Consider the following 25561-nt stretch of genomic DNA (forward strand, 5'->3'; position numbering starts at 1 on the left):
TTATGAATTATGATTTAGATAAATTCGGTCTGTCTGAGGAAGAACTGTTTTCTCCTGTAGATAACAGCTCTCTGGAGTCTGAGAAAATTACGGCTCCGAGATATTCCTACTGGCATTCCGTGTTCCGCGTATTTTTTAAGAAAAAAATCAATATTGCCGTACTTTGCCTCCTGGGTGTGATTCTGCTGATGACGTATGTGTATCCGCTCTTTGTGGAGTACGACCGTTTCGCCAATCTGATGAACGGCGCGACAAAACATCTGTCTCCAAGCAAAGCATTGCAGCAGCTTGGATTCAATATTCACTGGATTTTAGGATCCGGTGCTTCCGGACAGTCGACCTTTGATGCTGTCTGGTTTGGTTCCAGAATTTCAGTTTCCCTGGCGTTTATCTGTGCGCTCATCAACCTTTCGATTGGTGTGATTGTCGGATCTGTCTGGGGATTTTCGAAGAAGGTTGATGTCTTCATGATGGAGGTTTACAACATCATCGGAAATATTCCGTATGTACTTCTGATCTCCGTCCTGGTGCTTATCTTTTCTCCGAGCTTCTGGACCATGGTATTTGCACTGACCGTTACCGGATGGCTTGCCATCGCGTACTTTATCCGTACGCAGGTCGTTATCATCCGTGACAGAGAGTATAATCTGGCATCAAAATGTCTTGGAACTTCGATTTTCCGCATTGCGATGAAGAATATTCTCCCGTTTATGACATCTGTCATTGTTACTCTGGCGGCAACTGAGATTCCGTCCTACATCTCTTACGAGGTGTTCCTGGCTTACATCGGTATGGGACTTTCTGACATGTCTCTGGGAAGACTGATCTATGAGGCTGAGGGTGCCATGCTGACACCGATGGGGATTCGAATTCTGGAGTCCGGTTGTTGTCGCTTCAATTATCACCGTAGTATTATATGTAGTTGGACAGAACCTTGGAGATGCGTCCGACCCGAGAACACATATGTAGGAAGGAAAGCCGCATGGAAGATAAAAAAGTATTATTATCGATTAAGGACTTACAGGTAAAATTCCGTGTCCGCGGCCGTATCCTGACGGCAATCCGGGGCGTAACGCTGGATATTTACGAGAATGAGTCCATTGCTATCGTAGGAGAATCCGGTGCCGGTAAATCCGTATTCACGAAAGCGTTTGCAGGTATGCTGGACAGCAACGGTTTCATCGATCAGGGAGATATCATTTTTAACGATGCCGAGCTGAGCGATACCGTTGTGCCGCTGAACTCTTATGCCAAAAAGACCATCGCATCCACCTGGGAAAAACTGAATGAGTATTCCAAACTGGAATATGGTTCAGAAGTATTCCTGAAAATGAAGGCGCTGGAGCAGGAAAAAGAAGAAAAAATGACGCTGAGCGAGGAAGAGCGTGAGAAAGCAGATGCTGAAATCAAGGAACTTGTAATAAAGAGAACCGAACTTTTCAACTATAAGCAGACACTCGATACTTCCAAAGAAAAAGCGAAAATCAAAGAGACATCTGCCGAGATTTCCCGACTGGATGGAGAGATCAAGGCTCTGCAGAAAGCAAAAGAGGAAAAAATCAAGGCACACAAACAGGCTGCCATGAACGATACGGCCTACAATCAGGCGTATGAGGCAAAAATGGCAGAGTACAAAAAAGAGTACGCCGGTCTGACAGCAAAAGAAATTACGGACGAGACGAGAAAGAGAAACGAGATTCTTGCCAAAGAGATCTATCTTTCTGTCGGACGTTACAAACTGCGTAAAAAGGTTCGCATGATCAAGAAGCTGCACGAGGCATTCAAAGCTGCGATGGAACGCGGTGTGGATCTGAATGACGAGCAGAAACGAAACGGCGTTTTCGACCAGGCTACCTTCCGCGTGCGCTATCTGGATGAGACATCGGAGCGGCTTCATGGAACCTGTATCATTAACCTGGCAAAAATCCAGGATCCGAATGACTGGGGCCAGATCCGCGGCAAGAAAATTGCAACCGTATTCCAGGATCCGATGACTTCCCTGAACCCGATTATCACAATCGGAAAACAGATCACTTCTGTTATCATGAAGCATCAGAATGTCAGCGAGGTGGAAGCAAGAGCACAGGCGCTTGAGCTGATGGAAAAGGTTGGTATTCCGAACGCAGAGCAGCGTTTCGATGATTATCCGTTCCAGTATTCCGGCGGTATGAGACAGCGTATCGTTATTGCGATTGCACTTTCCTGCCGTCCGAAGATTCTGATCTGCGATGAGCCGACAACTGCGCTGGACGTTACGATTCAGGCACAGATCCTGAAGCTGATCAAGGATCTTCAGAAAGAGTACAACTACACCATCGTGTTTATTACCCACGACCTTGGTGTCGTAGCGAATATCGCAGACCGTGTTGCCGTTCTGTACGCAGGACAGATCATCGAGTTTGCGAACGTAGAAGAGCTGTTCTACGATCCGCGCCATCCGTACACCTGGGCGCTGCTTTCTTCCCTGCCGCAGCTTGCGGAGCGGAATACAAAGCTGTTTTCCATTACCGGTACGCCGCCGTCTCTGTACAATAAGATTATCGGAGACCCGTTTGCACCGCGTAACCAGTACTGTCTGAAGATTGATACTCTGGAGGAGCCGCCGATGTTCAAGGTAACGGATACCCACTATGCCAAGACCTGGCTGCTGGATCCGAGAGCGCCGAAGACAGAAAAACCGGAAGCTATTCAGAATATTCACGAAAAACTGTTAAAAGCATATAACTTATAGGAGAGTTTGAAAGTGTCTACAAAGCAGGAAAGCAAGACCACTGTTTCGCATCTGCCGGAGCATGGTCCGATTGACGAAAATGGAAGAGAAATCTTACTGCAGGTAAAAAATGTAGATATCACTTTCGGCAAGGGCGATGACGCAGTCAAAGCGGTAAAAAATGCTTCTTTTGACATCTACAAGGGAGAGACCTTCTCCCTCGTAGGCGAGTCCGGTTCCGGAAAGACAACGATCGGCCGTGCGGTCATTCGTGTCAATCCGTGTTCCGCAGGAGAGATCCTGTATAAGGGCGTTAAAATTTCCGGTAAGATTCCGCATTCCCTGGACCGGGAGGTTATCCGAAACATTCAGATGGTATTCCAGGATCCGGCCGCATCGTTAAATGAGCGTGCGACGGTCGATTATATCGTATCCGAGGGTCTTTACAACTTCCATCTGTACGAGAACGAGGCAGATCGTGTGAAAAAGGTAGAGAACATGATCAACGAGGTTGGTCTTCTGCCGGAGCACCTGACCCGTTACCCACATGAGTTCTCCGGCGGACAGCGCCAGCGTATCGGTCTGGCCCGTGCCATGGTTATGGAGCCGGAGCTGGTTGTAGCCGATGAGCCGATCTCCGCACTGGACGTATCGATCCGTGCCCAGGTCCTCAATCTGCTGAAAAAATTCCAGAGAGAAAAACAGGTTACTTATCTGTTTATTGCTCATGACCTTTCCATCGTTCGGTTCATTTCCGACCGTATCGGTGTTATCTACAAAGGAAATATCGTAGAGGTTGCGGATGCAGAGGAGCTGTTTAACTTCCCGCTGCACCCATACACGCATTCTCTGATTTCTGCGATTCCGATTCCGGATCCGCAGCTCGAGAAGAATAAGGTGCTGTACACCTACGACCCGTCCATCCATGATTATTCCGTGGACAAACCGGAATTCGTGGATATCGGACACAACCACTTTGTATATGGAAATAAAAAAGAGATCGAAGAGTACAAGGCACTCCGTGAAAAGGGAGAGCCGCTGCAGCCGATCACCATCCGAAAGCCTGGCGAGGAAGTAAAAGAGGAGAACCACGAGGTTCATCTTTCCAAGGCAGAAGATGAATTCCTGAAAACTCCGGTTCACGATACCGGAAGCGTCTGGTACAAAGTGCTGTCATTCTTCTTCCCGATCATCGGTATCATAGCAGCGATGGTATACAAAAAGAAACAGTACTATCACAACTACAAAGCATGCAAGCAGGGCGCGCTGTACGGATTTGCTGTACTTGCCGTGATTCTCCTGATCTTTATCATTGCATTGATTTTAGTTGCCCTATAGTGGACAGGAAAGAAAAAGTGGCCCGGAACCAGAAAAAAGGTTCCGGTGCCGCTTTTTTGATTTACGCGAGCAACGAGCCAAAGTCTGTGCTTGCACGAGACCTTGGCGACTGCCGCGATAACTTGAGAAACTCGCGGAGCGTGTTTCTCATAGTTTACAGGAAACTTCGTTGAAGTTTTCTGTAAATTAAAAAGTTGTGGTTTCCGGAACGAAGTGCGAGATGAATTCCGTTCCGATTTTACTTGACGGGCGATGTGTTTTTTGGGACAATAAATCACAGCGGAAAAGGAAAATTAGAATGAAAGAGGAGCAAAAAAATGGGAAGAACAGTAAAAGATCCGAACAGACGGCTGCCAAAGCCGGTACAGAAGGTCTGGCTTTCCGAAAAAAATGTCGGACGGCGCATCCTGCTTGTAGTACTGCTTCTGGCGATTGGATCCGGTTTTCTGGTGTATGGTTTTATGAACTTTCTGCACGGAGATTCCGGCTGGCGTGAGATCAGTGTAAAGGCAGGCGCGGATTTGAACTGCGGTGAGGATTTTACCTTGAAATATAACGTTGGCGCAAGTGGGGTTTCCGCAGGCGGGGAGGCAAAGGCGCTTTCGCTGCTTTACACAGATGCGGCGGTGAAAGGCTACCGGCTTTTCAATATAGATGAGAGCTTTGAGGATGTGACAAACCTGTATGATATCAACCAGCATCCGAATGAAGTGCTGACGGTAGATCCGGTTTTATACGATGCACTGAAAAAAGTATCCGATGCCAATTGCCGGGAAATTTATCTGGGACCGCTGTATGCGTCCCTGGAAAATCTCTGCGCCAGCAATGATGATGCGGCTGCAGCGCAGTTTGATCCGAACCGGAACGATGCGGCAGCAGAAGAAACGGCAGCAGTTGCTGCCTTTACACAGAACCCGGATGATATTTCACTGGAGCTGTCAGGGGAAAACCAGGTCTGTCTGCATGTGTCAGACGCGTATCAGGCGTATGCCGCAGAGATGGGCTATACCGCATATCTCGACTTTTTCTGGATGAAAAATGCTTTTTTGATTGATTATCTGGCGGATACGATTCGCGGCGAGGGCTATCAGCTCGGCATTATTTCCAGTAAGGACGGTTTCGTGCGCTGTCTCGATGAGACGGGAGAAAAAGAGTACCGGTATCCGCTGTATCATCTTTCCGGGAACGAAATCCAGTCATACGGAACAATGATGTATGAAGGACCGAAAAGCATCGTGTTTTTCCACGCTTACCAGGCGGGCAGCCCGGATGCGTACCGCTATTATCAGTATCAGGACAAAACGATGTGCACGCCGTATCTTAGCGCGGCAGACGGAAAAGACCACACAGCAGCATCCGAACTGATCGTCTATTCCGGTGAATATGGCTGTGCCAATACGCTGCTTGCAGCATTTTCTGATTATCAGGCCGAATCGCTTTCCAGGGAGTCCCTGGAAACACTGACTTCACAGAACATTTACAGCATCTGGTTTGAGGACGATGAGATGCAGACGACAGATGAAGATCTTGCCGTAATCGTAGGAAATGAATAAAAAACAAACCAGATTTGCATTGTACAATCGCAGTTAGGATGGTAGAATAAAAACAGAATTTGAAAAATCATTTCCACAATCTGCAAGCCCCACTTCGCGATCTGTTTTGACCTTATCCGGTTGCTGCAGACCGTTTGGGCTGAAAATGGGACTCGCAGCTCACGAAAAGCTTTTTTCAAACACGCTCTGGCATGAATGAGTGCTTTTTTATGCGATTTTGTATGGGGGAAGCAGCAGCGAGAGCACGTAAAATAAAAAAGGAGGGGTTATAATTTTGAAAATGGAAGAAAAATTATACGATTATATGGATTGGGCGGAAATAGAAGCCGTGGTCTATTCCGAGGAAAATCATCCAAGAGACATCTTGGGACCGCGCGTAACGGAGGATGGTATTTTGATTCAGGCGTTTTTCCCGGGTGCAACCCGTGCAGCCGTACATACGATCCGCGACGGAAAACAGACCGAGATGGTTTGCGAGGATGAGGCGGGATTTTTCGCTGTGCTGCTTCCAGGGAAGAAAATTCCGTCCTATACGCTGATCTACTGGGATGGCGACGGAAACCAGATGGAGCATTACGATCCGTACGCCTATCCGATGCAGTTCACCGAGCAGGAACAGAAACAGTTTGAAAACGGCATCTGTTATTCCATCTATGAGAAGCTGGGTGCACACCCGGTAAAGATCGATGGTATCAGCGGTGTTTACTTCGCTGTGTGGGCACCGAATGCGATCCGTGTCAGTGTTGTCGGAAATTTCAATAACTGGGACGGAAGAGCATATCAGATGAATCTTCTGGAGTCCGGAATCTACGAGCTCTTTATCCCCGGTGTTCGCGCGGGCGACATCTATAAATATGAAATTAAGGCAAAGGGCGGTCTGACGTATCTGAAATCGGATCCATACGCGAATGCAGCACAGCTGCGTCCGAACAATGCGAGTGTTGTGGTTGATCTTGGAAAATATGCCTGGCAGGATGAGAACTGGATGAAGAAGCGTGGTGTCACACAGGGCGACAAAGCGCCGATTTCTGTTTATGAAGTGCATCTTGGCTCCTGGAAAAAACCGGACGATGGCCGTGAATTTTATAACTACCGTGAGATCGCTCCGATGCTGGCTTCTTATGTGAAAGAGCTCGGCTACACCCATGTTGAGCTGATGCCGGTGATGGAGCATCCGCTCGATGAATCCTGGGGTTATCAGGTAACGGGCTATTACGCACCGACAGCACGATACGGAACGCCGGATGACTTCCGCTATTTTATGGATACGATGCACCAGAACGACATTGGTGTTATTCTCGACTGGGTACCGGCACACTTCCCGCGCGATACCTTCGGACTTTCTGCGTTTGACGGAACGTGTCTGTACGAGCATTTTGACCCGAGACAGGGATCCCATCCACACTGGGGCACGCTGATTTACAATTACGGCAGACCGGAAGTAAAGAACTTCCTGATCGCCAATGCGCTTTTCTGGGCAAAAGAGTACCATGCCGACGGAATCCGTATGGATGCGGTTGCATCGATGCTGTATCTTGATTATGGCAAGCAGGACGGGGAGTGGGTCGCAAATATCTACGGCGGAAATGAGAACCTTGAGGCAATCGAATTTTTAAAACATCTGAACTCCATCTTCAAAAAAGAGTTCCCGGATGCGCTTCTTATCGCAGAGGAATCGACCGCATGGCCGAAGGTGACGGGAGAACTCGACGATGAAGGACTTGGCTTCGACTACAAGTGGAACATGGGCTGGATGAATGATTTTACGGAATATATGAAAAACGATCCGGTATACCGCGGGGCACATCACGATCAGCTGACTTTTTCTATGGTATATGCATACTCGGAGAAATTCATGCTGAGTCTGTCGCACGATGAAGTGGTTCATCTGAAGGGATCCATGTATACCAAAATGCCGGGTACACCGGAGCAGAAAATGGCAAATCTTCGTCTGGCGTACGCTTATCAGATGGTGCATCCCGGAAAGAAGCTTCTGTTTATGGGACAGGAATTCGGACAGGAAAAAGAGTGGAATGAGAAACAGTCCCTGTCCTGGGAGCTTCTTGAGGACAAGGAACATCTGCAGTTAAAGAACTATATGGCGGCACTTCATGCATTCTACAAAGCAAATCCGGCATTGTATCAGCTTGACGAAAAGCCGGAGGGCTTTGAGTGGATCAATGGCATGGAGTGGGAAAAGAATCTTCTGATCTTCCTTCGCAGAACAAGGAAGAAAGAAGATACGCTGCTTGTCGTATGCAACTTCTCGAATGTCGAGTACGATGATTTCCGCATTGGTGTGCCGTATCCAGGAAAGTACAAAGAGATGTTCAACAGCGATGCGGAAAGCTATGGCGGAACAGGCGTCGGAAATCCACGCGTGAAAATGTCGAAAAAAACAGAGTGCGACGAGCGGAAAAACTCGATTACCGTAAAACTCGCACCGCTTTCTGTTCAGGTATTTTCTTATACGAAGCCGGAGACGGGCGCTGCAAGCAATAAGAGCGCAAAGGCAAAAACTGCAGCGAAAGCGGCAGCAGAGAAGAAAACCGGAAAGAAGGGAAAACCGGCTGGAAAAACGGAAGAAGCAGTAAAAGCAGTAAAAGCAAAGAAAACAACAAAGACTGCCCAAAAAGCAGAGAAAAAGGTATCGGAAAAAACGGTGAAAACCGCAGAGAAAAAGCAGGGAACTACGACTGCGACAGAGAAGGTGGAGAAAGCAGTAAAGCAGGCGATCGACAGCAAACCGGTGAAAACGGTAGAGCAGACGGTGGACAAGCTGGTGAAAGCCGGAAAATCCGCAGCGGCAGAGGCAGCAAAAGCCGTGGAAAAATACCGCGCAGCCGCCGATCCGGAAAAGAAGCCGGCTACAAAGCCGGAAACCAAGTCGGAAGCAAAATCAGAGGCAAAACCAGAGACAAAAACGAAAAAAAGCACAGGCATGAGTGAACTCGGCGAGGAGCTGCAGAGAAAATTCGAGACAGAGGAGAGATAACACATGGTGAATCTGACAGCGGCGGAACGCGTCTATGAATACTGGATCGACAAGGCCTCTTCGGCTGCCGATCTGGTGCTGAAGATCGTGTTTGCAGTAATTCTGTTTCTGGTTGCACGCAAACTGATCCTGTGGCTCTGCGATCTGATCCGGAAAAACATGCGGCGTTTTCACACGGAGGAGGCGGTGGTCAGTTTCACCGCTTCCATGGTGAAATACAGTCTGAACACGCTGCTGGTGCTGACCATTATCGTTCAGCTCGGTATCGTATCCGAAGCGTCGATCGCAGCAGCCATCGCTTCCGCCGGCGTTGCCGTATCCCTGGCATTGCAGGGCGGTCTCTCGAACTTTGCAGGCGGGGTGATGATTCTGCTGCTGAAGCCATTTAAGGTCGGTGACTACATTATCTTCCCGGGCGAAGGCCAGGAGGGAACGGTCAAAAAGATTGAGATGTATTACACGACAATCAACAGCATCGACAACCGTACCATCATGATCCCGAACGCCAATCTGACGAACCACACCATCATCAACGTGACGGCGATGGACCGGAGAAAGCTGGAGATCAAAGTCGGCATTTCTTATGAGTCCGATATCAGAAAAGCGAAGGACATCCTGCGTCGCCTCGTTGAGGAGGAGCCGCATTTTCAGTCGGAGGAGCAGCAGTTTTTCGTAGATGAGCTGGGCGAGAGCGCGATCACGGTCGGTCTGCGCGCCTGGGTCGCAACGGAAAATTACTGGCCGGTCAAATGGAAAATGAATGAGCGCATCAAAGAAGAGTTTGACGCGGCGGGAATTTCCATCCCGTATAACCAGCTCGATGTCCACATCTGCCCGGAACCGGCGAACAAAAAAGCCGGAAAAGGCGATAAATAAAGGATATTTTGAAAATTAACCCTTGCAATTGCACGGAAAAGGTGCTATAGTAAAGTTGTTAATAAGTGACTGTTAAGGAGTGGACGATTTCGTCCACTCTTTCTTGTGTACAGGGAAATGAAAGAATTTTTCGAAAGTTTCCCTGAATCAAAAAGGTGGTGAGGATTTGAGCAGAAGAGAAGAATACGAACAGAAGGCAGAAGAACTGATCACTCCGATTGTAGAAGCCAATGGTTTTGAACTGGTGGATGTGGAGTATGTCAAAGAGGGCGGTACCTGGTACCTGCGTGCTTACATCGACAAAGAAGGCGGAATTACCGTGGATGACTGCGAAATCGTCAGCCGTGCATTTTCTGACCGGCTGGACGCAGAGGACTTTATCGATGACGCCTATATCATGGAGGTCAGCTCCCCGGGCCTTGGACGTCCGCTGAAAAAAGAGAAAGACTATAAGAGAAGCATGGGAAAAGAGCTGGAAATCCGGACATACCGTGCGATCGAGAGAAACCGGGAATTTTACGGAATACTCACCGCATATGATGATAACAGTGTGACCATTTTGGAGGAGGACGGAACAGAGCGCGTCTTCCAGAAAAGCGATATTGCATTGATCCGTTTAGCATTTGATTTCTAAACAGACGCAGATACAGGAGGAAAAGAGAAAAATGAATACAGAATTAATGGAGGCCCTTGAAGTTCTTGAGAAAGAGAAGAATATCAGCAAAGATACCCTGCTTGAGGCAATTGAGCAGTCGCTGATCCAGGCCTGTAAAAACCATTTTGGCAAAGCAGATAATGTAAAGGTAAGCATTAACGCCCAGACTGGTGATTTCAAAGTCGTAGCAGAGAAAACCGTTGTTGATCTGGTACAGGATCCGATCATGGAGATCGCCCTTTCCGATGCAAAACGTGCAGACTCCCGCTATGAACTCGGCGATATCGTTCCGGTAGAAATCAAATCCAAAGAGTTCGGCCGTATTGCAACCCAGAATGCCAAAAACGTCATTCTTCAGAAGATCCGTGAGGAAGAGCGTAAAGTTCTGTTTGATCAGTACTTCGAGAAAGAGCACGATGTGGTTACCGGTGTGGTACAGCGCTATGTGGGACGCAACGTCAGCATCAACCTCGGTAAAGTAGACGCTCTGCTGACCGAGAACGAGCAGGTCAAAGGCGAGAAATTTGAGCCGACCCAGCGTGTGAAAGTATACGTTCTGGAAGTAAAGAATACAACCAAGGGACCGAAAGTCATGGTATCCCGTACCCATCCGGAACTCGTAAAACGTCTCTTTGAGTCTGAGGTTTCCGAGGTTGCAGAAGGCATCGTAGAGATCAAGAGCATTGCCCGTGAGGCAGGAAGCCGTACGAAAATGGCAGTATGGTCCAACGATCCGAACGTCGATGCAGTCGGCGCATGCGTCGGTATGAACGGAAGCCGTGTCAACGCGGTTGTCAATGAGCTGAACGGAGAGAAGATCGACATCATTACATGGGATGAGAACCCGGCACTCCTGATCGAGAACGCACTGAGCCCGGCAAAAGTTATCTCCGTTATGGCAGACCCGGAGGAGAAGACCGCAAAAGTAATCGTTCCGGATTACCAGCTTTCCCTTGCCATCGGTAAAGAGGGACAGAACGCAAGACTTGCCGCACGTCTGACCGGATTCAAGATCGACATTAAGAGCGAGACCCAGGCACGCGAGGCAGGAGACTTCGACTACGTAGAAGAGGAATACGAGGAAGAGGACAATTACGATGAGTCCGCAGCAGAGGAGGAAACCATCTCTGCAGAAGAAAACTTCGACGAGAATGATGTAGAAACAGCAGAGAAAGCCGGAGACGAAGAGTAATTAAAATAAAAACAAAGGCGGGATGAGCATTTGAGTACAGTTCGTAAAGTGCCGCTGCGTAAATGCATTGGCTGCAATGAAATGAAAAACAAAAAAGAAATGATCCGCGTGGTGAAAACCACCGAAGGAACGATTGTTCCGGACACAACCGGAAGAATGAACGGACGCGGTGCTTATGTCTGCTCTCTGGAATGTCTTGGGAAAGCAATGAAAAACAAAGGACTTTCCCGTTCTCTGAAGGCAGAAATTCCATCAGAGGTTTATGAGCAGTTAAAGGAGGCATTTGCGAAGATTGAACAGTCAAAGTAAAGGATTATCCATGCTGGGCCTTGCCATGAAGGCGGGTAAGGTATCGAGCGGCGAATTTGCGACCGAGCAGGCCGTAAAGAGCGGCAGCGCATACCTTGTCATTCTGGCGGAAACGGCGTCGGCCAATACACAGAAGAAATTTCGCAATATGTGTGCATACTATAAAGTGCCATGCATTCTTTTTGGGGACAAAGAGCAGCTTGGAAGAGCCATCGGAAGAGAATACCGTTCTTCCCTTGCCGTATGTGAAGCGCATTTTGCAGAAAAAATAGCAGCATTGTTGGCAGAAGCGTAAGGCGTAAGGCCGGAAAGGTCGGTGGATGGATGCAGGAAACACGAAAACCGCAGAAAGAGGAGAAAAGATCATTGGAAAAGAAAGATACAGAAAACATGGAAATGAAGAAACCGGAAGAGCAGGCAAAACCGAAGAAAAAGAAAATTATTTCCGTTGTGCGTCCGCAGAACGCAACAAGTAAAGAAGCAAAAGAGTTCACAAAGAACCAGGGACAGAAAAAAGACCGTCCGTCCCGCGGAAACGGCCGTCCGGAAGGAAACCGCAATGAAAACGGAAGAAGCGAGGACCGTCCGAACCGTGGAAACGGAAACGGCGGAAATGGAGATCGTCCGAACCGCAATGGAGACCGTCCGCAGGGAGAGCGCCGCTTCGGCGGAAACAATGGAGACCGCCCGAACCGCAGCGGAGACCGTCCGGGAGGAGACCGCAATAACGGCGGAAGAAGCGGAAACGGTGAGAGAAGCGGAAGACCATTCGGTGAGCGTTCCGCACGTCCAAACGGAGGCAGACCGGGAAATAATGGCGGAAGACCGTTCGCAGGAAAGGATGATGATTCCCAGAATCAGAACCGCCGTCCGGGAGGAGACCGCCGCAGAACCGAGCATAAGAGCTCTGCAGGCGATACAATGAGCCTTGGCATCAAGAAGCCAGGCCGTGATACAGGAAGAAAAGAAAAAGACAAAAACAAAGATTCTTTAAGAGAAAATAAATTCAGTGAAGACAGAGGAAGAGGCGGAAACCGTCCGAACCAGGGACATCATCAGCAGTCCAGACTCCCGAAAGCGCTCCAGAAACCGGTCAACAAACCGAAACAGGAAGCTCCGAAGGACGAGGTAAAGGAGATTACCCTGCCGGAGAAAATGACCATCCGCGAGCTGGCTGAGAAGATGAAAATGCAGCCGGCAGTCATCGTAAAGAAACTGTTCATGGAAGGAACGATGGTTACTGTAAACCATGAGATCGATTTCGAAAAAGCACAGGAAATCGCGCTTGATTATAATATCATCGCTGAGCCGGAAGAGAAAGTCGATGTGATCGAAGAGCTCTTAAAAGAGGACGAAGAGGATGAAAAAGACATGGTTCCGCGTCCGCCGGTAGTCTGCGTTATGGGACACGTTGACCACGGTAAAACATCTCTTCTGGACTGCATCCGGAACACCCATGTCACCGACCGCGAGGCTGGCGGTATTACCCAGCACATCGGTGCATACACCGTTTCGATCAACAAACAGAAGATTACGTTCCTCGATACCCCGGGACATGAGGCATTCACCGCTATGCGTATGCGTGGAGCCAATGCAACGGATATCGCCATTCTCGTTGTCGCAGCAGACGACGGTGTGATGCCGCAGACCGTTGAGGCAATCAACCATGCAAAAGCAGCCGGCGTTGAGATCATCGTTGCGATCAATAAGATCGATAAACCAGGCGCAAACGTAGAGCGTGTAAAACAGGAGCTCTCCGAGTACGAACTGATTCCGGAGGACTGGGGCGGAAGCACCGTATTCGTTCCGGTATCTGCAAAGAACAACGAAGGTATCGACGATCTGCTTGAGATGATCCTTCTGACTTCCGAAGTGCTCGAGCTGAAAGCAAACCCGAACCGGAAAGCAAGAGGTCTTGTCATCGAGGCTGAGCTGGATAAAGGAAAAGGACCGGTTGCTACCATTCTGGTACAGAAAGGTACCCTGCATGTCGGCGATTACATCGCAGCAGGCGCATGCTCCGGTAAAGTCCGTGCGATGATGGATGATAAGGGACGCCGCGTCAAAGAGGCAGGCCCGTCTACTCCGGTTGAGATCCTCGGACTTTCCGATGTTCCGAACGCAGGAGAGATCCTCGTTCAGACCGATAACGATAAAGAAGCAAAGAACTTCGCAGCAACCTTCGTGGCAGAGAACAAGAAGAACCTGCTTGAGGAGACAAAAGCGAAGATGTCCCTGGATGATCTGTTCAACCAGATTCAGGAGGGTAACTTAAAAGAACTGGCACTCGTTGTCAAAGCCGATGTACAGGGATCTGTCGAGGCAGTAAAACAGAGTCTTGTCAAACTCTCCAACGAGGAAGTTGCCGTACGCGTCATCCACGGCGGTGTCGGTGCGATCAACGAGTCCGACGTTATGCTGGCAACCGCATCTTCCGCCATCATTATCGGATTTAACGTACGCCCGGATGCGAACGCAAAATCCATGGCAGAGCAGAACGGCGTAGACATCCGTCTGTACCGTGTCATCTACCAGGCAATTGAGGATGTTGAGGCAGCCATGAAGGGTATGCTTGAGCCGGTTTACGAAGAGAAAGTTATCGGCCATGCCGAGGTACGTCAGCTCTTCAAGGCATCCGGTGTCGGAACGATCGCCGGAAGCTATGTACTGGACGGAACGTTCCAGAGAGGCTGCAAAGTTCGAATCAGCCGCGAAGGAAACCAGATCTTCGAAGGAAATCTGGCATCCCTCAAACGTTTCAAAGACGATGTCAAAGAAGTGCGCTCCGGCTATGAGTGCGGTCTTGTATTTGAAGGATTCAACGATCTTCAGGAGTTCGATCAGGTCGAGGCCTATATCATGGTAGAAGTGCCGAGATAGAAATGAGGAATTAAGTTGAGAAAAAACAGTATTAAAAACACCAGGATCAACGGGGAAGTACAGAAAGAGCTTTCCAACATCATCCGGAACGAGATCAAGGATCCGCGCATCGGAATGATGACCTCTGTCACAGCGGCAGAGGTAGCGCCGGATCTGAAGACGTGTAAAGTATATATCAGTGTGTTTGGCGATGATGAGGCGAAGAAAGAAACCATCCGCGGCTTAAAGAGCGCGGAGGGCTTCATCCGCCGTATGCTGGCCAAGACCATTAACCTCCGCAATACACCGGAGCTGACCTTTGTCCTGGATGAGTCGATTGAATATGGCGTTACGATGTCGAAACTGATTGATGAAGTAACACACAAAGAAGACAAAAAGGATGAGGAAAATGAAGAAAATTGATGAAATTCTAAACGGAGTCTCCTGCATGGCCATCGCCGGACACGTTCGTCCGGACGGTGACTGCATCGGTTCCTGCCTGGGATTATACCAGTATCTTCGCGACAATCGGCCGGAGATTCAGGCAGATGTCTATCTTGAGGATCCACGGCCGGAATTTTCCTATCTTCCGGGCTTTTCTGAGGTAAAGACAAGCTGTGAAGAGAAAGCGTACGACCTTGTGGTCCTTCTGGATGTATCCAGCGAGGAACGCATCGGCGTTGCCGTACCGCTTCTTGCAAAAGCGGGAAAGACGATCTGCATCGATCACCATGTGACGAATACAGAATATTGCGAAATCAATCACGTAGAGCCGGATGCAAGCTCTGCCTGCGAGGTGCTGTTCGGACTTCTGGAGGAAGAAAAGATCTCCGAGCCGTGCGCCGAGGCGCTGTACACCGGTATTGTGACCGATTCCGGCGTATTCCAGTACAGCAGCACTTCTCCGCACACGATGCGGGTTGCGGCCGCTCTGATGGAAAAGGGAGTTCCGTTTACCAGAATCATCGAGGATGCATTCTTCAAGAAAACATATGTACAGAACCAGATTATGGGACGCACGCTGACAGAGAGCATCATGCTTCTCGACAAGCAGTGTATTGTCGGTATCGTGCGGAAGAAGGTCATGGACTTCTATGGCCTGACACCGGGAGATATGGACGGCATTGTCAGCCAGCTAAAAAATACAGAAGGCGTTCACGTAGCGATCTTCCTGTATGAGCTGGAGCCGCAGGTCTTCAAAGTAAGCCTCCGCTCCGACGAGCTGGTTGATGTGAGCAAAATCGCAGCCGTATTCGGCGGCGGCGGCCATGCCCGTGCGGCTGGCTGCACGATGTCAGGTTCTCCGTATGATGTAATCAACAATCTGACTCTGTATATCGAAAAACAGCTTCTTGCAGAAGAGGAAGAAGAGACGACAGAGGAAGAAGCATAAACAGGAAACAGCCGGGCGCAGAAAATATATCCACGCCCGGTTTTCTTGTGAAAAAGAGGGAGACAAAACAACATGATAAACGGAGTTCTGAACGTATGGAAAGAGGCGGGATTTACGTCGCATGACGTGGTTGCGAAGCTGCGCGGCATCCTGCACCAGAAAAAAATCGGCCACACCGGAACCCTAGACCCGGATGCGACGGGCGTGCTTCCGGTCTGCCTTGGAAAGGGAACGCGTCTCTGCGATATGATGACCGATGAAACGAAGACGTATGAAGCGCTGCTTCACCTTGGAATCGCAACGGATACGCAGGACATGAGCGGAACCGTGACAGCAGAAGCGCCAGTGACCGTGACGGAAGAAGAGGTGCGGGACTGCATCGCCTCGTTTGTCGGGGAGCAGCAGCAGGTGCCGCCGATGTATTCCGCGCTGAAGGTTAATGGAAAGAAACTCTACGAGCTGGCGCGGGAAGGCATCGAGATCGAGCGGAAGGCCCGCACGGTGCACTTTTACGAGATCAGCATTCTGGAAGTGAAGCTTCCGCTGGTGCGCATGGAGGTAACGTGTTCGAAGGGAACGTATATCCGCACCCTGTGCCACGATATCGGCGAAAAACTGGGCTGCCACGGATGTATGGAGCAGCTGATCCGCATGAGAGTGGGCCAGTTTGACCGAAACGGAGCGCACACGCTTGACGAGATCGCAGCGATTGTCGGTGAGGGCCGCCTTTCGGAGATCCTCGTGCCGGTCGATGAAATGTTTGCCGCGCTACGCAGCTTTGCGACAGCGGACGATCATGCGAAAAAGCTTGCGGAAAACGGAAATCCGCTGAAACCGGCGCAGATCCGCGAAATCGGGGAAACTGCTTCCGGCGGGGACTTCGCAGAAGACGAGGAGTTCCGCCTTTATCTCGATGACGGAACGTTTGTCGGTATTTATCAATACAGACCATCACAAAACTTAACCAGACCGGTCAAGTTATTTCTGGAGAGAACATGAGATATCTAACAAAAACACTGGATTTTGACAGCAGAGGGGACAGCGTTGTAACCCTGGGGAAATTTGACGGCCTCCACCGGGGGCATATGCTTCTGATCCGCCGTGTCCTTGCAATCGGCAGAACGGAAGGACTGGAAACGGTTGTGTTTACGTTTGACGTGCCGCCGCAGTCGAAAGTGCAGCATGTCAAGCCGCATCAGCTGCTGACGAATGAGGAGAGAAGAGCCCGCCTCGAACAGCTTGGCATGGACTGCCTTGTGGAATGCCCGTTTGTGGATGAAGTGATGCACATGACGCCGGAAGCCTTTATCAAAGAGATTCTGGTGGATAAGCTGCACGCGAAAAAAGTTGTTGTGGGAAAGGATTTCGGTTTTGGCTACAAGAGAAGCGGCACAGCCGAAATGCTGAAAGAAATGGGCCCGTCCCTTGGTTTTGAAACCGAGATCATCGAAAAAGCAGAGGAAAACGGCCGCGAGATCAGCAGCACCTGGGCACGGGAAGAGCTGGAACAGGGCAATATGGAAGCCGTGAGCGGTCTGCTCGGCTACGATTACGCGGTTCACGGCGAGATTGTCCACGGTCATGCACTCGGCAGAACGATCGGCGTGCCGACCATCAATCAGATCCCGCCGGCAGAAAAGCTGCTTCCGCCGTTCGGCGTCTACGTTTCCGAGGTGAAAATCGAAGGAAAAATTTATTACGGTATCACAAACATCGGTGTTAAGCCGACGGTACAGGAAAAATTTACCGGCGTGGAGACGAATCTTTTTGACTGCAGCGAGGATCTCTATGGAAAGCAGGCGGAGGTTTCTCTGTTAAAATTCCTGCGCCCGGAGCAGAAATTTGCTTCGATCGACGCGCTGAAAAACCAGCTCGATCATGATGTTGCGGCAGGGAAAAAATATGTAGAAAAAAAGTTCGCTCAGCAGTGAAACACTCGCTGTTTCGCTGCGTAAGAAAGTGATTCAGGTGTGAGCAGCTCTCCTTTTGCGAAGCAAAACTTAAAATGAGAGCTGCGAAAGTTACAGTTCGGAGAACTGTAACTACGTGAAAATTCATCGCGAAAACATCTGATTTTAGTATTTACAATTCGAAAAGCGTATGCTATACTAATCGAGTATGCGGGACAAAAAAGATCCCCGGACCCTGATTCAGAGGCAGGACACTCCGACCACTTCTTAGTCAGCGGTGCAATCAAAATAACAGGAGGAATTTAAAATGATTTCGAAAGAAAAAAAACAGGCAATCATCAAAGAGTATGCAAGAACTGAGGGAGATACAGGATCACCGGAAGTACAGGTAGCTGTTCTTACCGCAAGAATCGAGGAGCTCACTGAGCATCTGAAAGTTCACCACAAAGATCATCACTCCAGAAGAGGTCTTCTGAAAATGGTTGGTCAGAGACGTGGTCTGCTTGACTACTTAAAGAAAACTGATATTGAAAGATACCGTGCTTTAATCGAGAAGTTAGGAATCAGAAAATAATCAGCTTGGAACAACGGGCGGGATACATTTTCCGCCCGTTTCTTTGCTTGTAAGATCAAAGACGCAAACGACATGGAGCCATTCTGAGCTGCATTGCATCCGTAAGAAGCTGCCAGTGGCAGGTTCTGGAGGTGCAGGAATTTTATCCGAGACCACTGAAAAACACATTGAAAAGCTGCATCCTGTCCGTATTCCGGTGTGCTTTTCAGTTGTTTCGGAAATTCTGCTCAGAAGAAAAAAAGGAGATTATTTATGTACAAGAGTTTTTCTATGGAACTGGCAGGCAGAACCCTGACCGTAGACGTAGGCCGTGTAGCAAAACAGGCAAACGGCGCAGCATTTATGCATTATGGCGATACTGTAGTTCTTTCTACAGCAACCGCATCTGAGAAACCGCGTGACGGCATCGACTTCTTCCCATTAAGTGTTGAGTACGAAGAGAAGATGTACGCCGTTGGAAAAATCCCGGGCGGATTCAACAAAAGAGAAGGAAAAGCAAGCGAGCACGCAATTCTGACCAGCCGTGTCATTGACCGTCCGATGCGTCCGCTGTTCCCAAAAGATTACCGCAACGATGTTACATTAAACAACATGGTAATGTCCGTAGATCCGGAGTGTGATCCGGAAGTAGTCGCAATGCTGGGTTCCGCAATCGCAACCTGCATTTCCGACATCCCGTTTGACGGTCCGTGTGCCATGACTCAGATCGGTATGATCGACGGCGAGTTCATCGTAAACCCGACTCTCGCACAGAAAGCCGTATCCGACCTGAAACTGACCGTAGCTTCCACCAGAGAGAAAGTCATCATGATCGAAGCCGGAGCAAAAGAGATTCCGGAAGCAAAAATGATCGACGCCATCTACAAAGCACACGAAGTAAACCAGGAAATCATCAAATTCATCGACAGCATCGTAGCAGAGGTTGGAAAACCGAAACACGCTTATGAGAGCTGCGCTATTCCGGAAGAGCTGTTTGCAGCGATCAAAGAGATCGTTCCTCCGGCAGAGATGGAAGAGGCTGTTTTCAGCGATGACAAACAGACAAGAGAAGAAAACATCCGCGTCATCACCGAGAAACTCGAGGAGGCATTTGCCGACAACGAAGAGTGGCTGGCAGTATTAGGCGAGGCTGTTTACCAGTATCAGAAAAAGACCGTTCGTAAGATGATCTTAAAAGACCACAAACGTCCGGACGGCCGTGCGATCACAGAAATCCGTCCTCTGGCTGCAGAGGTTGACATTATCCCGCGTGTTCATGGTTCCGCTATGTTCACCCGTGGACAGACTCAGATCTGCAACGTAACAACACTGGCTCCGCTTTCCGAAGCACAGAAACTGGACGGACTGGATGAGTTCGAGACCTCCAAACGTTACATGCATCAGTACAACTTCCCGTCCTACTCTGTAGGTGAGACAAAACCGTCCCGCGGACCGGGACGCCGTGAGATCGGCCATGGTGCTCTGGCAGAACGTGCCCTGGTTCCGGTACTTCCGACCGAGGAAGAGTTCCCGTACGCAATCCGTACCGTATCCGAGACCTTCGAGTCTAACGGTTCTACTTCCCAGGCAAGTATCTGTGCATCCACCATGTCTCTGATGGCTGCCGGTGTACCGATCAAAAAACCGGTTGCAGGTATCTCCTGCGGTCTGGTAACAGGCGAGACCGATGATGATTACCTCGTACTGACCGATATCCAGGGTCTCGAAGACTTCTTCGGCGACATGGACTTTAAGGTAGCTGGTACCCACGACGGAATCACTGCAATCCAGATGGATATCAAGATCCATGGACTGACCCGTCAGATCGTAGAAGAGGCGATTGCCAGAACGAAACAGGCAAGAGAGTACATCCTGACTGAGGTTATGGAGAAAGCGATCGCAGAGCCGCGTAAGACGGTCGGCGAGTTCGCTCCGAAGATCATCCAGATGATGATCGACCCGCAGAAGATCGGTGAAGTTGTCGGCCAGAGAGGAAAGACCATCAACGCCATCATCGATGAGACCGGCGTAAAGATCGACATCACAGACGACGGTGCAGTTTCCATCTGCGGAACCGAGCAGGCTATGATGGATCAGGCAAAGAAATATATCGAGATCATCACAAGCGACTTTACCGAGGGACAGATCCTGACCGGAAAAGTTGTCAGCATCAAAGACTTCGGTGCTTTCCTTGAGTTTGCACCTGGAAAAGAAGGTCTGGTACACATCTCCAAGCTCGCCAAACAGCGTGTTGAGAAAGTAGAAGACGTTGTCAGCCTTGGCGATGTTGTAAAAGTAGTCTGCATGGGCAAAGATAAAATGGGCCGTGTAAGCTTCAGTATCAAGGATGTTCCGGCAGACGCGAAATAAATAGATCTGCCAGACGATAAAGAGCGGGGAACACAGAAAAAGGGATCTGCAAAACGGTTCGTTTTTCTGTGTTTTCTTATGTCCAATAGGAGTGAAAGCTATGAGATACCATAATATAACGAAAGACGATATGCTGAACGGAGACGGCCTGCGCGTCGTGCTCTGGGTCGCCGGATGCGGTCATCACTGTAAGGGATGTCAGAATCCGATTACCTGGGATCCAAATGGCGGCATCCCGTTTGATGACGCGGCAAAGGCAGAAATTTTTGAACAGCTGGACAAGGACTACATTTCCGGCATCACCTTCTCCGGCGGAGATCCGCTGTATGAGGCAAACCGGGCGGATGTGACGGCTCTGGCAAAAGAGATCAAGGAAAGATATCCGAAAAAAGATATCTGGGTTTACACCGGATATGAGTGGGAATCCGTCTGTGATCTGGAACTGATGGATTACACGGACGTGGTTGTGGACGGTCGCTTTATTCTTGCCCAGAGGGACGTTACCCTGGAATGGAAGGGCAGCCCGAATCAGAGAGTCATTGATGTGAAAAAGACGAGAGCACGCGGCGAAGTCGTACTGTTCGGCGAAAAGTAGTCACGCAAAAAGAAAAGGAGACGCTTTATGGAAACCATTAAAATTCAGTATTTAAACGATGAAATTGAGCGCCTGCGCTATATCGACGGAAAGTCCGACTGGATCGACCTGCGCGCGGCAGAAGAAGTAGAGTTAAAGGCCGGAGAATTCAAGCTGATCCACCTCGGCGTTGCCATGCAGCTGCCGGAAGGCTATGAGGCGCATATCGTGCCGAGAAGCAGCACCTTCAAGAATTTCGGCATTATCCAGACAAACCACTGCGGTATCATCGACGAGAGCTACTGCGGACCGAACGACTGGTTCTACATGCCGGCGTATGCCCTGCGCGACACCGTGATTCATGTCAATGACCGTATCTGCCAGTTCCGCATCGAGAAACACCAGCCGACCATCGGCTTTGAAGAAGTTGACCACTTAAACGGCGAGGACCGCGGCGGAATTGGAAGTACCGGAAAAAGATAACAACAGACGAAATAAAAAGAGCCTCCGGGTGTCAGAAAATCTGACATTTCCGGGGGCTTTTTGTTGCGGGCACACCAAACATGTACATGGTATATCAAACACGATCCGGATCCGGCGAATCTGGTTTATGTTTTGAATGCTATTGTTTCATCTGTACCGTATTGTTTGTGATTTTGAATTTTTTGAAACTGTTGATAAAACTTGAAATCCTGCTATACCCATACTGCTTCACATCGAAGCCCGGGAAACGGTTCCGCAGGGCATCGTGAATAATGCTGAGGTTGTCGATATGGCCTCCGTTGGAGCAGATCAGATCCGTGATACATTTTTCGATCTGCTGGCGCGATACGGTGTTCTGGCGTTCCTTTACGAGGTAATTATGACCGGTTTTCAGCACTTCGATATCGTTCATGCTTTCTAGAAACGTGGAAAGTTTGGAATAACCGTAATTTCGAACGTCAAACTCTGAGAATTTCTTCTGCAGGATACTGCCGATCTCACTAAGTGTCGTATTTTTTCCGTGATCATTGTTCTCTGTCAGTACACGGGAAACCGTCCGCTCGATTTCTGCCTTGCTTGTAATGGAAGGGGTTTCGTCCTGAGAAGTGCCGTAGCGCGCCGGATTTTCCGAGACAGCGGTAATCGCAGGGGAGATATCGTCCTCGTTCTGGGAAATGATTTCGAGAATTTTAAAGGCATCGCACGCAACGCGGAAGGAAGAAGGGGTTTTCTGCTCGCCCATGCCGAGCACAAACATGCCAGATTCACGCAGACGCTGCGCCAGCTTGGTAAAATCAGAGTCCGAAGAAACCAGGCAGAAGCCCTCCACATTTCCGGAGTAGAGGATGTCCATGGCATCGATGATCATCGCGGAATCAGTTGAATTTTTTCCGTTCGTATTGCTGTACTGCTGGATCGGATTGATCGAGTAGCGCAAAAGCTGCTCTTTCCAGCTCTTTTTCGAGATATCGGTCCAGTCCCCGTAGATCCGTTTGTACGTGGCAACACCCTGGTCGGAAACCTCGTCCAGGATATATTTGATGTATTTCGGGGAAACATTGTCCGCATCGATCAATACGGCAAACCGGCTGTCTTTCTGTTCCATAGATTCTGTCCTTTCTGCGGCTTGAATAGTTACGAAAATAGATATCTCTAGTTTAGTACATTTCAGCCCACAAATCAACCGGGAGTTTGAAATGACAAAAAAACTTGTCAAAAGTATTGACAAATAAAGTTGTCAATGGTAGAGTAGTAGATGACAAGAAAAGTTGTCAAAAAGAGAGCTCATCTAAAAAACGTGACAAGAAAGGAGATGCTGCGATGCCGCTGTACAATCAGTTAAAAGAGTACCGTTCGAAGCTCGGCATCAACCAGACCGACCTTGGGAAAATGGCGGGGGTATCGAGACAGACCATCAGCCTGATCGAGCGGGGAGATTATTCACCGTCGGTGACACTGGCGTTAAAACTTGCAAAAATCTGTGAAGTAAAAGTAGAAGATATTTTTCAATATGAGGAGGATGAATCATGAAAGAAAAACAGGGGAACAAACCAAATTCCTACGGAAAGTTGATGAAACGGATGCTGATTTATCTGGGAATCGGCGGAGTCTGTGGTTTTTTTGTCGGAATTTTTATGACGTTCGGAGTGAAAAATGGCATGAGTGATCTGAGCGATCTGGTCCGTCCGCTGGCACTGCCGATCATTGCGGTAATTTTCGTTGTAAGCATTGTCCTGATGGAATTTTACAGCCGGAAATTAAAGGATACGATGAAGCATCTCGAAGAAGCAGAGGATGAACAGTACGAAGTCTTAAGCTATGAAGAAGAGAAATACGGCGCGATGCTGATGAACTGCAATGTGATTTCGCAGGTCTGCGATTTCATCGTGCTGTCATTTACCTTTTCCCGTTCCTGGCTGGAAGAAGCATCGGGAAAAGAGCTTGCTGGATTCCTGGCAGCCTGTGTTCTGTTTTGTATCAACTTCTTTCTCTATGGCTATTATCAGATGCGTTACGTGAAAATGGTTCAGGCGGCTCATCCGGAGAAGAGAGGCGATATGAACTCGAAAAACTTCCAGAAAGACTGGATGGCAAGCTGCGATGAGGCAGAAAAAGAGATGGTATACCAGAGTGCCTATAAGGCCTATACGGCGCTGGGCAAGATGCTTCAGATCCTGCTGTGTGCAACGATGCTCCTGCATCTGGTGTTCCATACCGGTATTCTCGCAGTCATTGTTGTAGGCGTCGTTTATCTGACGATGACACTCACATATCATCGTTCCTGTGTAAGTCTGCAGAAAGCAAAACTGAATCTGTAATCCTGTAAATACAAAAAACTGCGTGGAATGCATTTCAGAATCGTGCATTCCGCGCAGTTTTGCGTTTGGTATGAAAAATGTCAGCTGATCGGAGCCGTTGGTGTCTTTGAATCATACTTTTTATCGATATCCTTCATGACGAACAGATACGAAACACCGGTAAAGACAGCTGCCGTCACCCAGGCTGCAGGGTCACAGAAGCAGGCGAGCGGATAGCTGATGACTTTTATGGCAATCACAGCTACAATAAGGCGCGCAAAGAGTTCAGAAACACCGCCCATCATAGGCAGAAAGCCGTAGCCGCAACCCTGCATTGCATTTCGGAAAATAAAGATGGTGCAGAGCGGTACATAAAAAAGAGCACACATATAGGAATAAGTCTTTGCCCATGGCATCATGGCGGCCATATCGACATCACCCGAGAAGAAGAGGGAAAGACATGGCTTCAGAAGAAGGAAGACGAGAACAGCGGCTGCGATCGAATACGTGACGGAAGTCAGAAGTGCAGCGCGAACTCCCTTTTTAATCCGTGGAATATCGCCCTTTCCGAAATTTTGTCCGCTGTAGGTTGCCATCGTCTGTCCCATTGCGGAAAAGCCCTGTGTGACCAGATTCTGCAGCTTACAGGCCGCCGTAAAAGCGGCAACTGCCTCCGAGCCGAACAGGTTAATGGCAGCCTGCATAATCATTGTACCAGATGCGGTGATGGCAAACTGGAGTGCCATCGGAATGCCCATCGAGAGCTGATGGCGGGAATCTGCCGCATGAAGCTTCCAGTGGTGTTTTTCCGGCCACATATCCGGCATGGAGCGATAAATATAAAAAAGACAGAGCACAGCAGAAATTCCCTGGGAGAAAACGGTTGCATATCCGGCTCCCGCAACGCCCATTTTAAAACGAATGATGAGAAGCAGATCCAGAAGAACATTTAATACAGCCGAAAAAATCAGGAACATCAGCGGAGTCTGGCTGTTTCCTACTGCACGCAGATAGGAGGAAAGCAGATTGTAAAAAATCGTAGCGATCAGGCCACCGCAGATAATCATAATATAGGTATAAGCGTCCTGAAAAATATTTTCCGGTGTGTTCATGAGATGCAGCAACGGCCGCATGGAGATCATGCTGAAGAATGTCAGGACAACCGTGAAAAGGAGAGCCAGTAGAATGCCGTTTGCCACACTTCGCTTTACTCCGCTCGTATCCTTTGCACCGAACCGTTGCGATGTCAGAACCGTAAAGCCTGCTGTGATGCCCTGCGCAAATCCAAGCACCAGGAACATAATCGTTCCCGTAGAACCAACTGCAGCCAGTGCATCCGCTCCGACATATCGGCCAACGATAATCGTGTCTGCCATGTTGTAGAGTTGCTGGAAAATGTTTCCGATAATCAGCGGCAGCGTAAACCGCAGAATGACCGGCAGCGGACTGCCCTTTGTCATATCTCTTTCCATGAAAAAACCTCCTCAGAATGAT

General features: G+C 49.1%; 24 protein-coding genes. 21 read left to right on the forward strand and 3 right to left on the reverse strand.

Annotated elements, in window-relative coordinates; all coding sequences use genetic code 11:
* Window positions 1–2: 2 nt before the first annotated feature.
* The 4 genes from DXA55_RS12980 to DXA55_RS12995 all read left to right on the forward strand — a co-directional run bounded on the left by DXA55_RS12980 (window position 3) and on the right by DXA55_RS12995 (window position 5601).
* On the forward strand, window positions 3–1028 hold the full coding sequence (locus DXA55_RS12980; RefSeq protein WP_242998542.1) for an ABC transporter permease: 1026 nt from the start codon (window positions 3–5) through the stop codon (window positions 1026–1028).
* The gene (gene oppD, locus DXA55_RS12985) at window positions 983–2731 is read left to right on the forward strand and encodes an oligopeptide ABC transporter ATP-binding protein OppD (protein ID WP_055221530.1); all 1749 of its coding nucleotides are present in this window, start codon (window positions 983–985) and stop codon (window positions 2729–2731) included. The genes DXA55_RS12980 and oppD overlap by 46 nt, the downstream gene beginning before the upstream one ends.
* Before the next feature lie 12 nt (window positions 2732–2743).
* Window positions 2744–4048 (forward strand): ATP-binding cassette domain-containing protein, encoded by a 1305-nt coding sequence (locus tag DXA55_RS12990; RefSeq protein ID WP_270423095.1) that lies wholly within the window; start codon window positions 2744–2746, stop codon window positions 4046–4048.
* A 317-nt stretch (window positions 4049–4365) separates the two neighbouring features.
* Window positions 4366–5601: a hypothetical protein gene (locus DXA55_RS12995; RefSeq protein ID WP_117814392.1), complete on the forward strand. Its 1236-nt coding sequence runs from the start codon at window positions 4366–4368 to the stop codon at window positions 5599–5601.
* Here the strand turns inward: DXA55_RS12995 and DXA55_RS19620 are convergent.
* A complete protein-coding gene (locus DXA55_RS19620; RefSeq protein ID WP_416388117.1) occupies window positions 5526–5780 on the reverse strand; it encodes a DUF6783 domain-containing protein in 255 nt (84 codons plus the stop codon). The two genes, DXA55_RS12995 and DXA55_RS19620, sit on opposite strands and share 76 nt — an antisense overlap.
* Window positions 5781–5881: 101 nt before the next feature.
* Here DXA55_RS19620 and glgB point away from each other — a divergent pair, with 101 nt between their 5' ends.
* The 15 genes from glgB to DXA55_RS13070 all read left to right on the forward strand — a co-directional run bounded on the left by glgB (window position 5882) and on the right by DXA55_RS13070 (window position 21770).
* Window positions 5882–8596, forward strand: coding sequence for a 1,4-alpha-glucan branching protein GlgB (glgB, locus tag DXA55_RS13000; RefSeq protein ID WP_117814417.1), 2715 nt, complete (start codon window positions 5882–5884; stop codon window positions 8594–8596).
* Between the two features lie 3 nt (window positions 8597–8599).
* Entirely contained in the window at window positions 8600–9472 is an 873-nt protein-coding gene (locus tag DXA55_RS13005; RefSeq protein ID WP_055228615.1) for a mechanosensitive ion channel family protein, read from the forward strand.
* A 166-nt stretch (window positions 9473–9638) separates the two neighbouring features.
* Window positions 9639–10106, forward strand: coding sequence for a ribosome maturation factor RimP (gene rimP, locus DXA55_RS13010; protein ID WP_022462927.1), 468 nt, complete (start codon window positions 9639–9641; stop codon window positions 10104–10106).
* A gap of 31 nt (window positions 10107–10137) precedes the next feature.
* Entirely contained in the window at window positions 10138–11319 is a 1182-nt protein-coding gene (nusA, locus tag DXA55_RS13015) for a transcription termination factor NusA (RefSeq protein WP_117509187.1), read from the forward strand.
* Window positions 11320–11349: 30 nt separating this feature from the next.
* Window positions 11350–11628: an RNase P modulator RnpM gene (rnpM, locus tag DXA55_RS13020; RefSeq protein WP_022462929.1), complete on the forward strand. Its 279-nt coding sequence runs from the start codon at window positions 11350–11352 to the stop codon at window positions 11626–11628.
* Window positions 11612–11923 (forward strand): L7Ae/L30e/S12e/Gadd45 family ribosomal protein, encoded by a 312-nt coding sequence (locus tag DXA55_RS13025; RefSeq protein ID WP_055221524.1) that lies wholly within the window; start codon window positions 11612–11614, stop codon window positions 11921–11923. The genes rnpM and DXA55_RS13025 overlap by 17 nt, the downstream gene beginning before the upstream one ends.
* A 29-nt stretch (window positions 11924–11952) precedes the next feature.
* Window positions 11953–14508: a translation initiation factor IF-2 gene (infB, locus tag DXA55_RS13030; protein ID WP_117814393.1), complete on the forward strand. Its 2556-nt coding sequence runs from the start codon at window positions 11953–11955 to the stop codon at window positions 14506–14508.
* A 15-nt stretch (window positions 14509–14523) separates the two neighbouring features.
* Window positions 14524–14910, forward strand: a complete 387-nt coding sequence (gene rbfA, locus DXA55_RS13035) for a 30S ribosome-binding factor RbfA (protein WP_022462931.1) — start codon at window positions 14524–14526, stop codon at window positions 14908–14910.
* Window positions 14897–15880: a DHH family phosphoesterase gene (locus DXA55_RS13040; RefSeq protein WP_117814418.1), complete on the forward strand. Its 984-nt coding sequence runs from the start codon at window positions 14897–14899 to the stop codon at window positions 15878–15880. The genes rbfA and DXA55_RS13040 overlap by 14 nt, the downstream gene beginning before the upstream one ends.
* Window positions 15881–15952: 72 nt before the next feature.
* Entirely contained in the window at window positions 15953–16879 is a 927-nt protein-coding gene (gene truB / locus DXA55_RS13045; protein ID WP_117814394.1) for a tRNA pseudouridine(55) synthase TruB, read from the forward strand.
* Window positions 16876–17811 (forward strand): bifunctional riboflavin kinase/FAD synthetase, encoded by a 936-nt coding sequence (locus DXA55_RS13050; protein ID WP_055265450.1) that lies wholly within the window; start codon window positions 16876–16878, stop codon window positions 17809–17811. Before truB ends, DXA55_RS13050 begins: the two co-directional genes overlap by 4 nt.
* Window positions 17812–18097: 286 nt before the next feature.
* Entirely contained in the window at window positions 18098–18364 is a 267-nt protein-coding gene (rpsO, locus tag DXA55_RS13055) for a 30S ribosomal protein S15 (protein ID WP_022462935.1), read from the forward strand.
* Window positions 18365–18616: 252 nt separating this feature from the next.
* Window positions 18617–20713, forward strand: a complete 2097-nt coding sequence (locus tag DXA55_RS13060; RefSeq protein ID WP_117814395.1) for a polyribonucleotide nucleotidyltransferase — start codon at window positions 18617–18619, stop codon at window positions 20711–20713.
* A 100-nt stretch (window positions 20714–20813) separates the two neighbouring features.
* Window positions 20814–21308, forward strand: coding sequence for an anaerobic ribonucleoside-triphosphate reductase activating protein (nrdG, locus tag DXA55_RS13065; protein WP_055228610.1), 495 nt, complete (start codon window positions 20814–20816; stop codon window positions 21306–21308).
* A 27-nt stretch (window positions 21309–21335) separates the two neighbouring features.
* Window positions 21336–21770, forward strand: a complete 435-nt coding sequence (locus tag DXA55_RS13070) for a dUTP diphosphatase (RefSeq protein ID WP_022462938.1) — start codon at window positions 21336–21338, stop codon at window positions 21768–21770.
* A 139-nt stretch (window positions 21771–21909) separates the two neighbouring features.
* On the opposite strand, the gene DXA55_RS13075 is transcribed toward DXA55_RS13070, so the two are convergent.
* Window positions 21910–22875, reverse strand: a complete 966-nt coding sequence (locus tag DXA55_RS13075) for an NYN domain-containing protein (RefSeq protein WP_117814396.1) — start codon at window positions 22873–22875, stop codon at window positions 21910–21912.
* 215 nt (window positions 22876–23090) lie between these two features.
* Between DXA55_RS13075 and DXA55_RS13080 the strand changes: the two genes are divergently transcribed.
* Both DXA55_RS13080 and DXA55_RS13085 read left to right on the forward strand, forming a co-directional pair.
* Window positions 23091–23300: a helix-turn-helix transcriptional regulator gene (locus DXA55_RS13080; RefSeq protein WP_022462940.1), complete on the forward strand. Its 210-nt coding sequence runs from the start codon at window positions 23091–23093 to the stop codon at window positions 23298–23300.
* Window positions 23297–24088: a DUF3169 family protein gene (locus DXA55_RS13085; RefSeq protein ID WP_117814397.1), complete on the forward strand. Its 792-nt coding sequence runs from the start codon at window positions 23297–23299 to the stop codon at window positions 24086–24088. Before DXA55_RS13080 ends, DXA55_RS13085 begins: the two co-directional genes overlap by 4 nt.
* A gap of 80 nt (window positions 24089–24168) precedes the next feature.
* Here the strand turns inward: DXA55_RS13085 and DXA55_RS13090 are convergent, their stop codons facing one another.
* Window positions 24169–25539 carry an MATE family efflux transporter gene (locus DXA55_RS13090; RefSeq protein ID WP_117814398.1) on the reverse strand — a complete coding sequence of 457 codons (1371 nt, stop codon included), beginning with the start codon at window positions 25537–25539 and terminating at the stop codon, window positions 24169–24171.
* Window positions 25540–25561 lie beyond the last annotated feature (22 nt).

This window comes from Blautia sp. OF03-13, from assembly GCF_003460685.1.
Lineage (GTDB): Bacteria > Bacillota > Clostridia > Lachnospirales > Lachnospiraceae > Fusicatenibacter > Fusicatenibacter saccharivorans.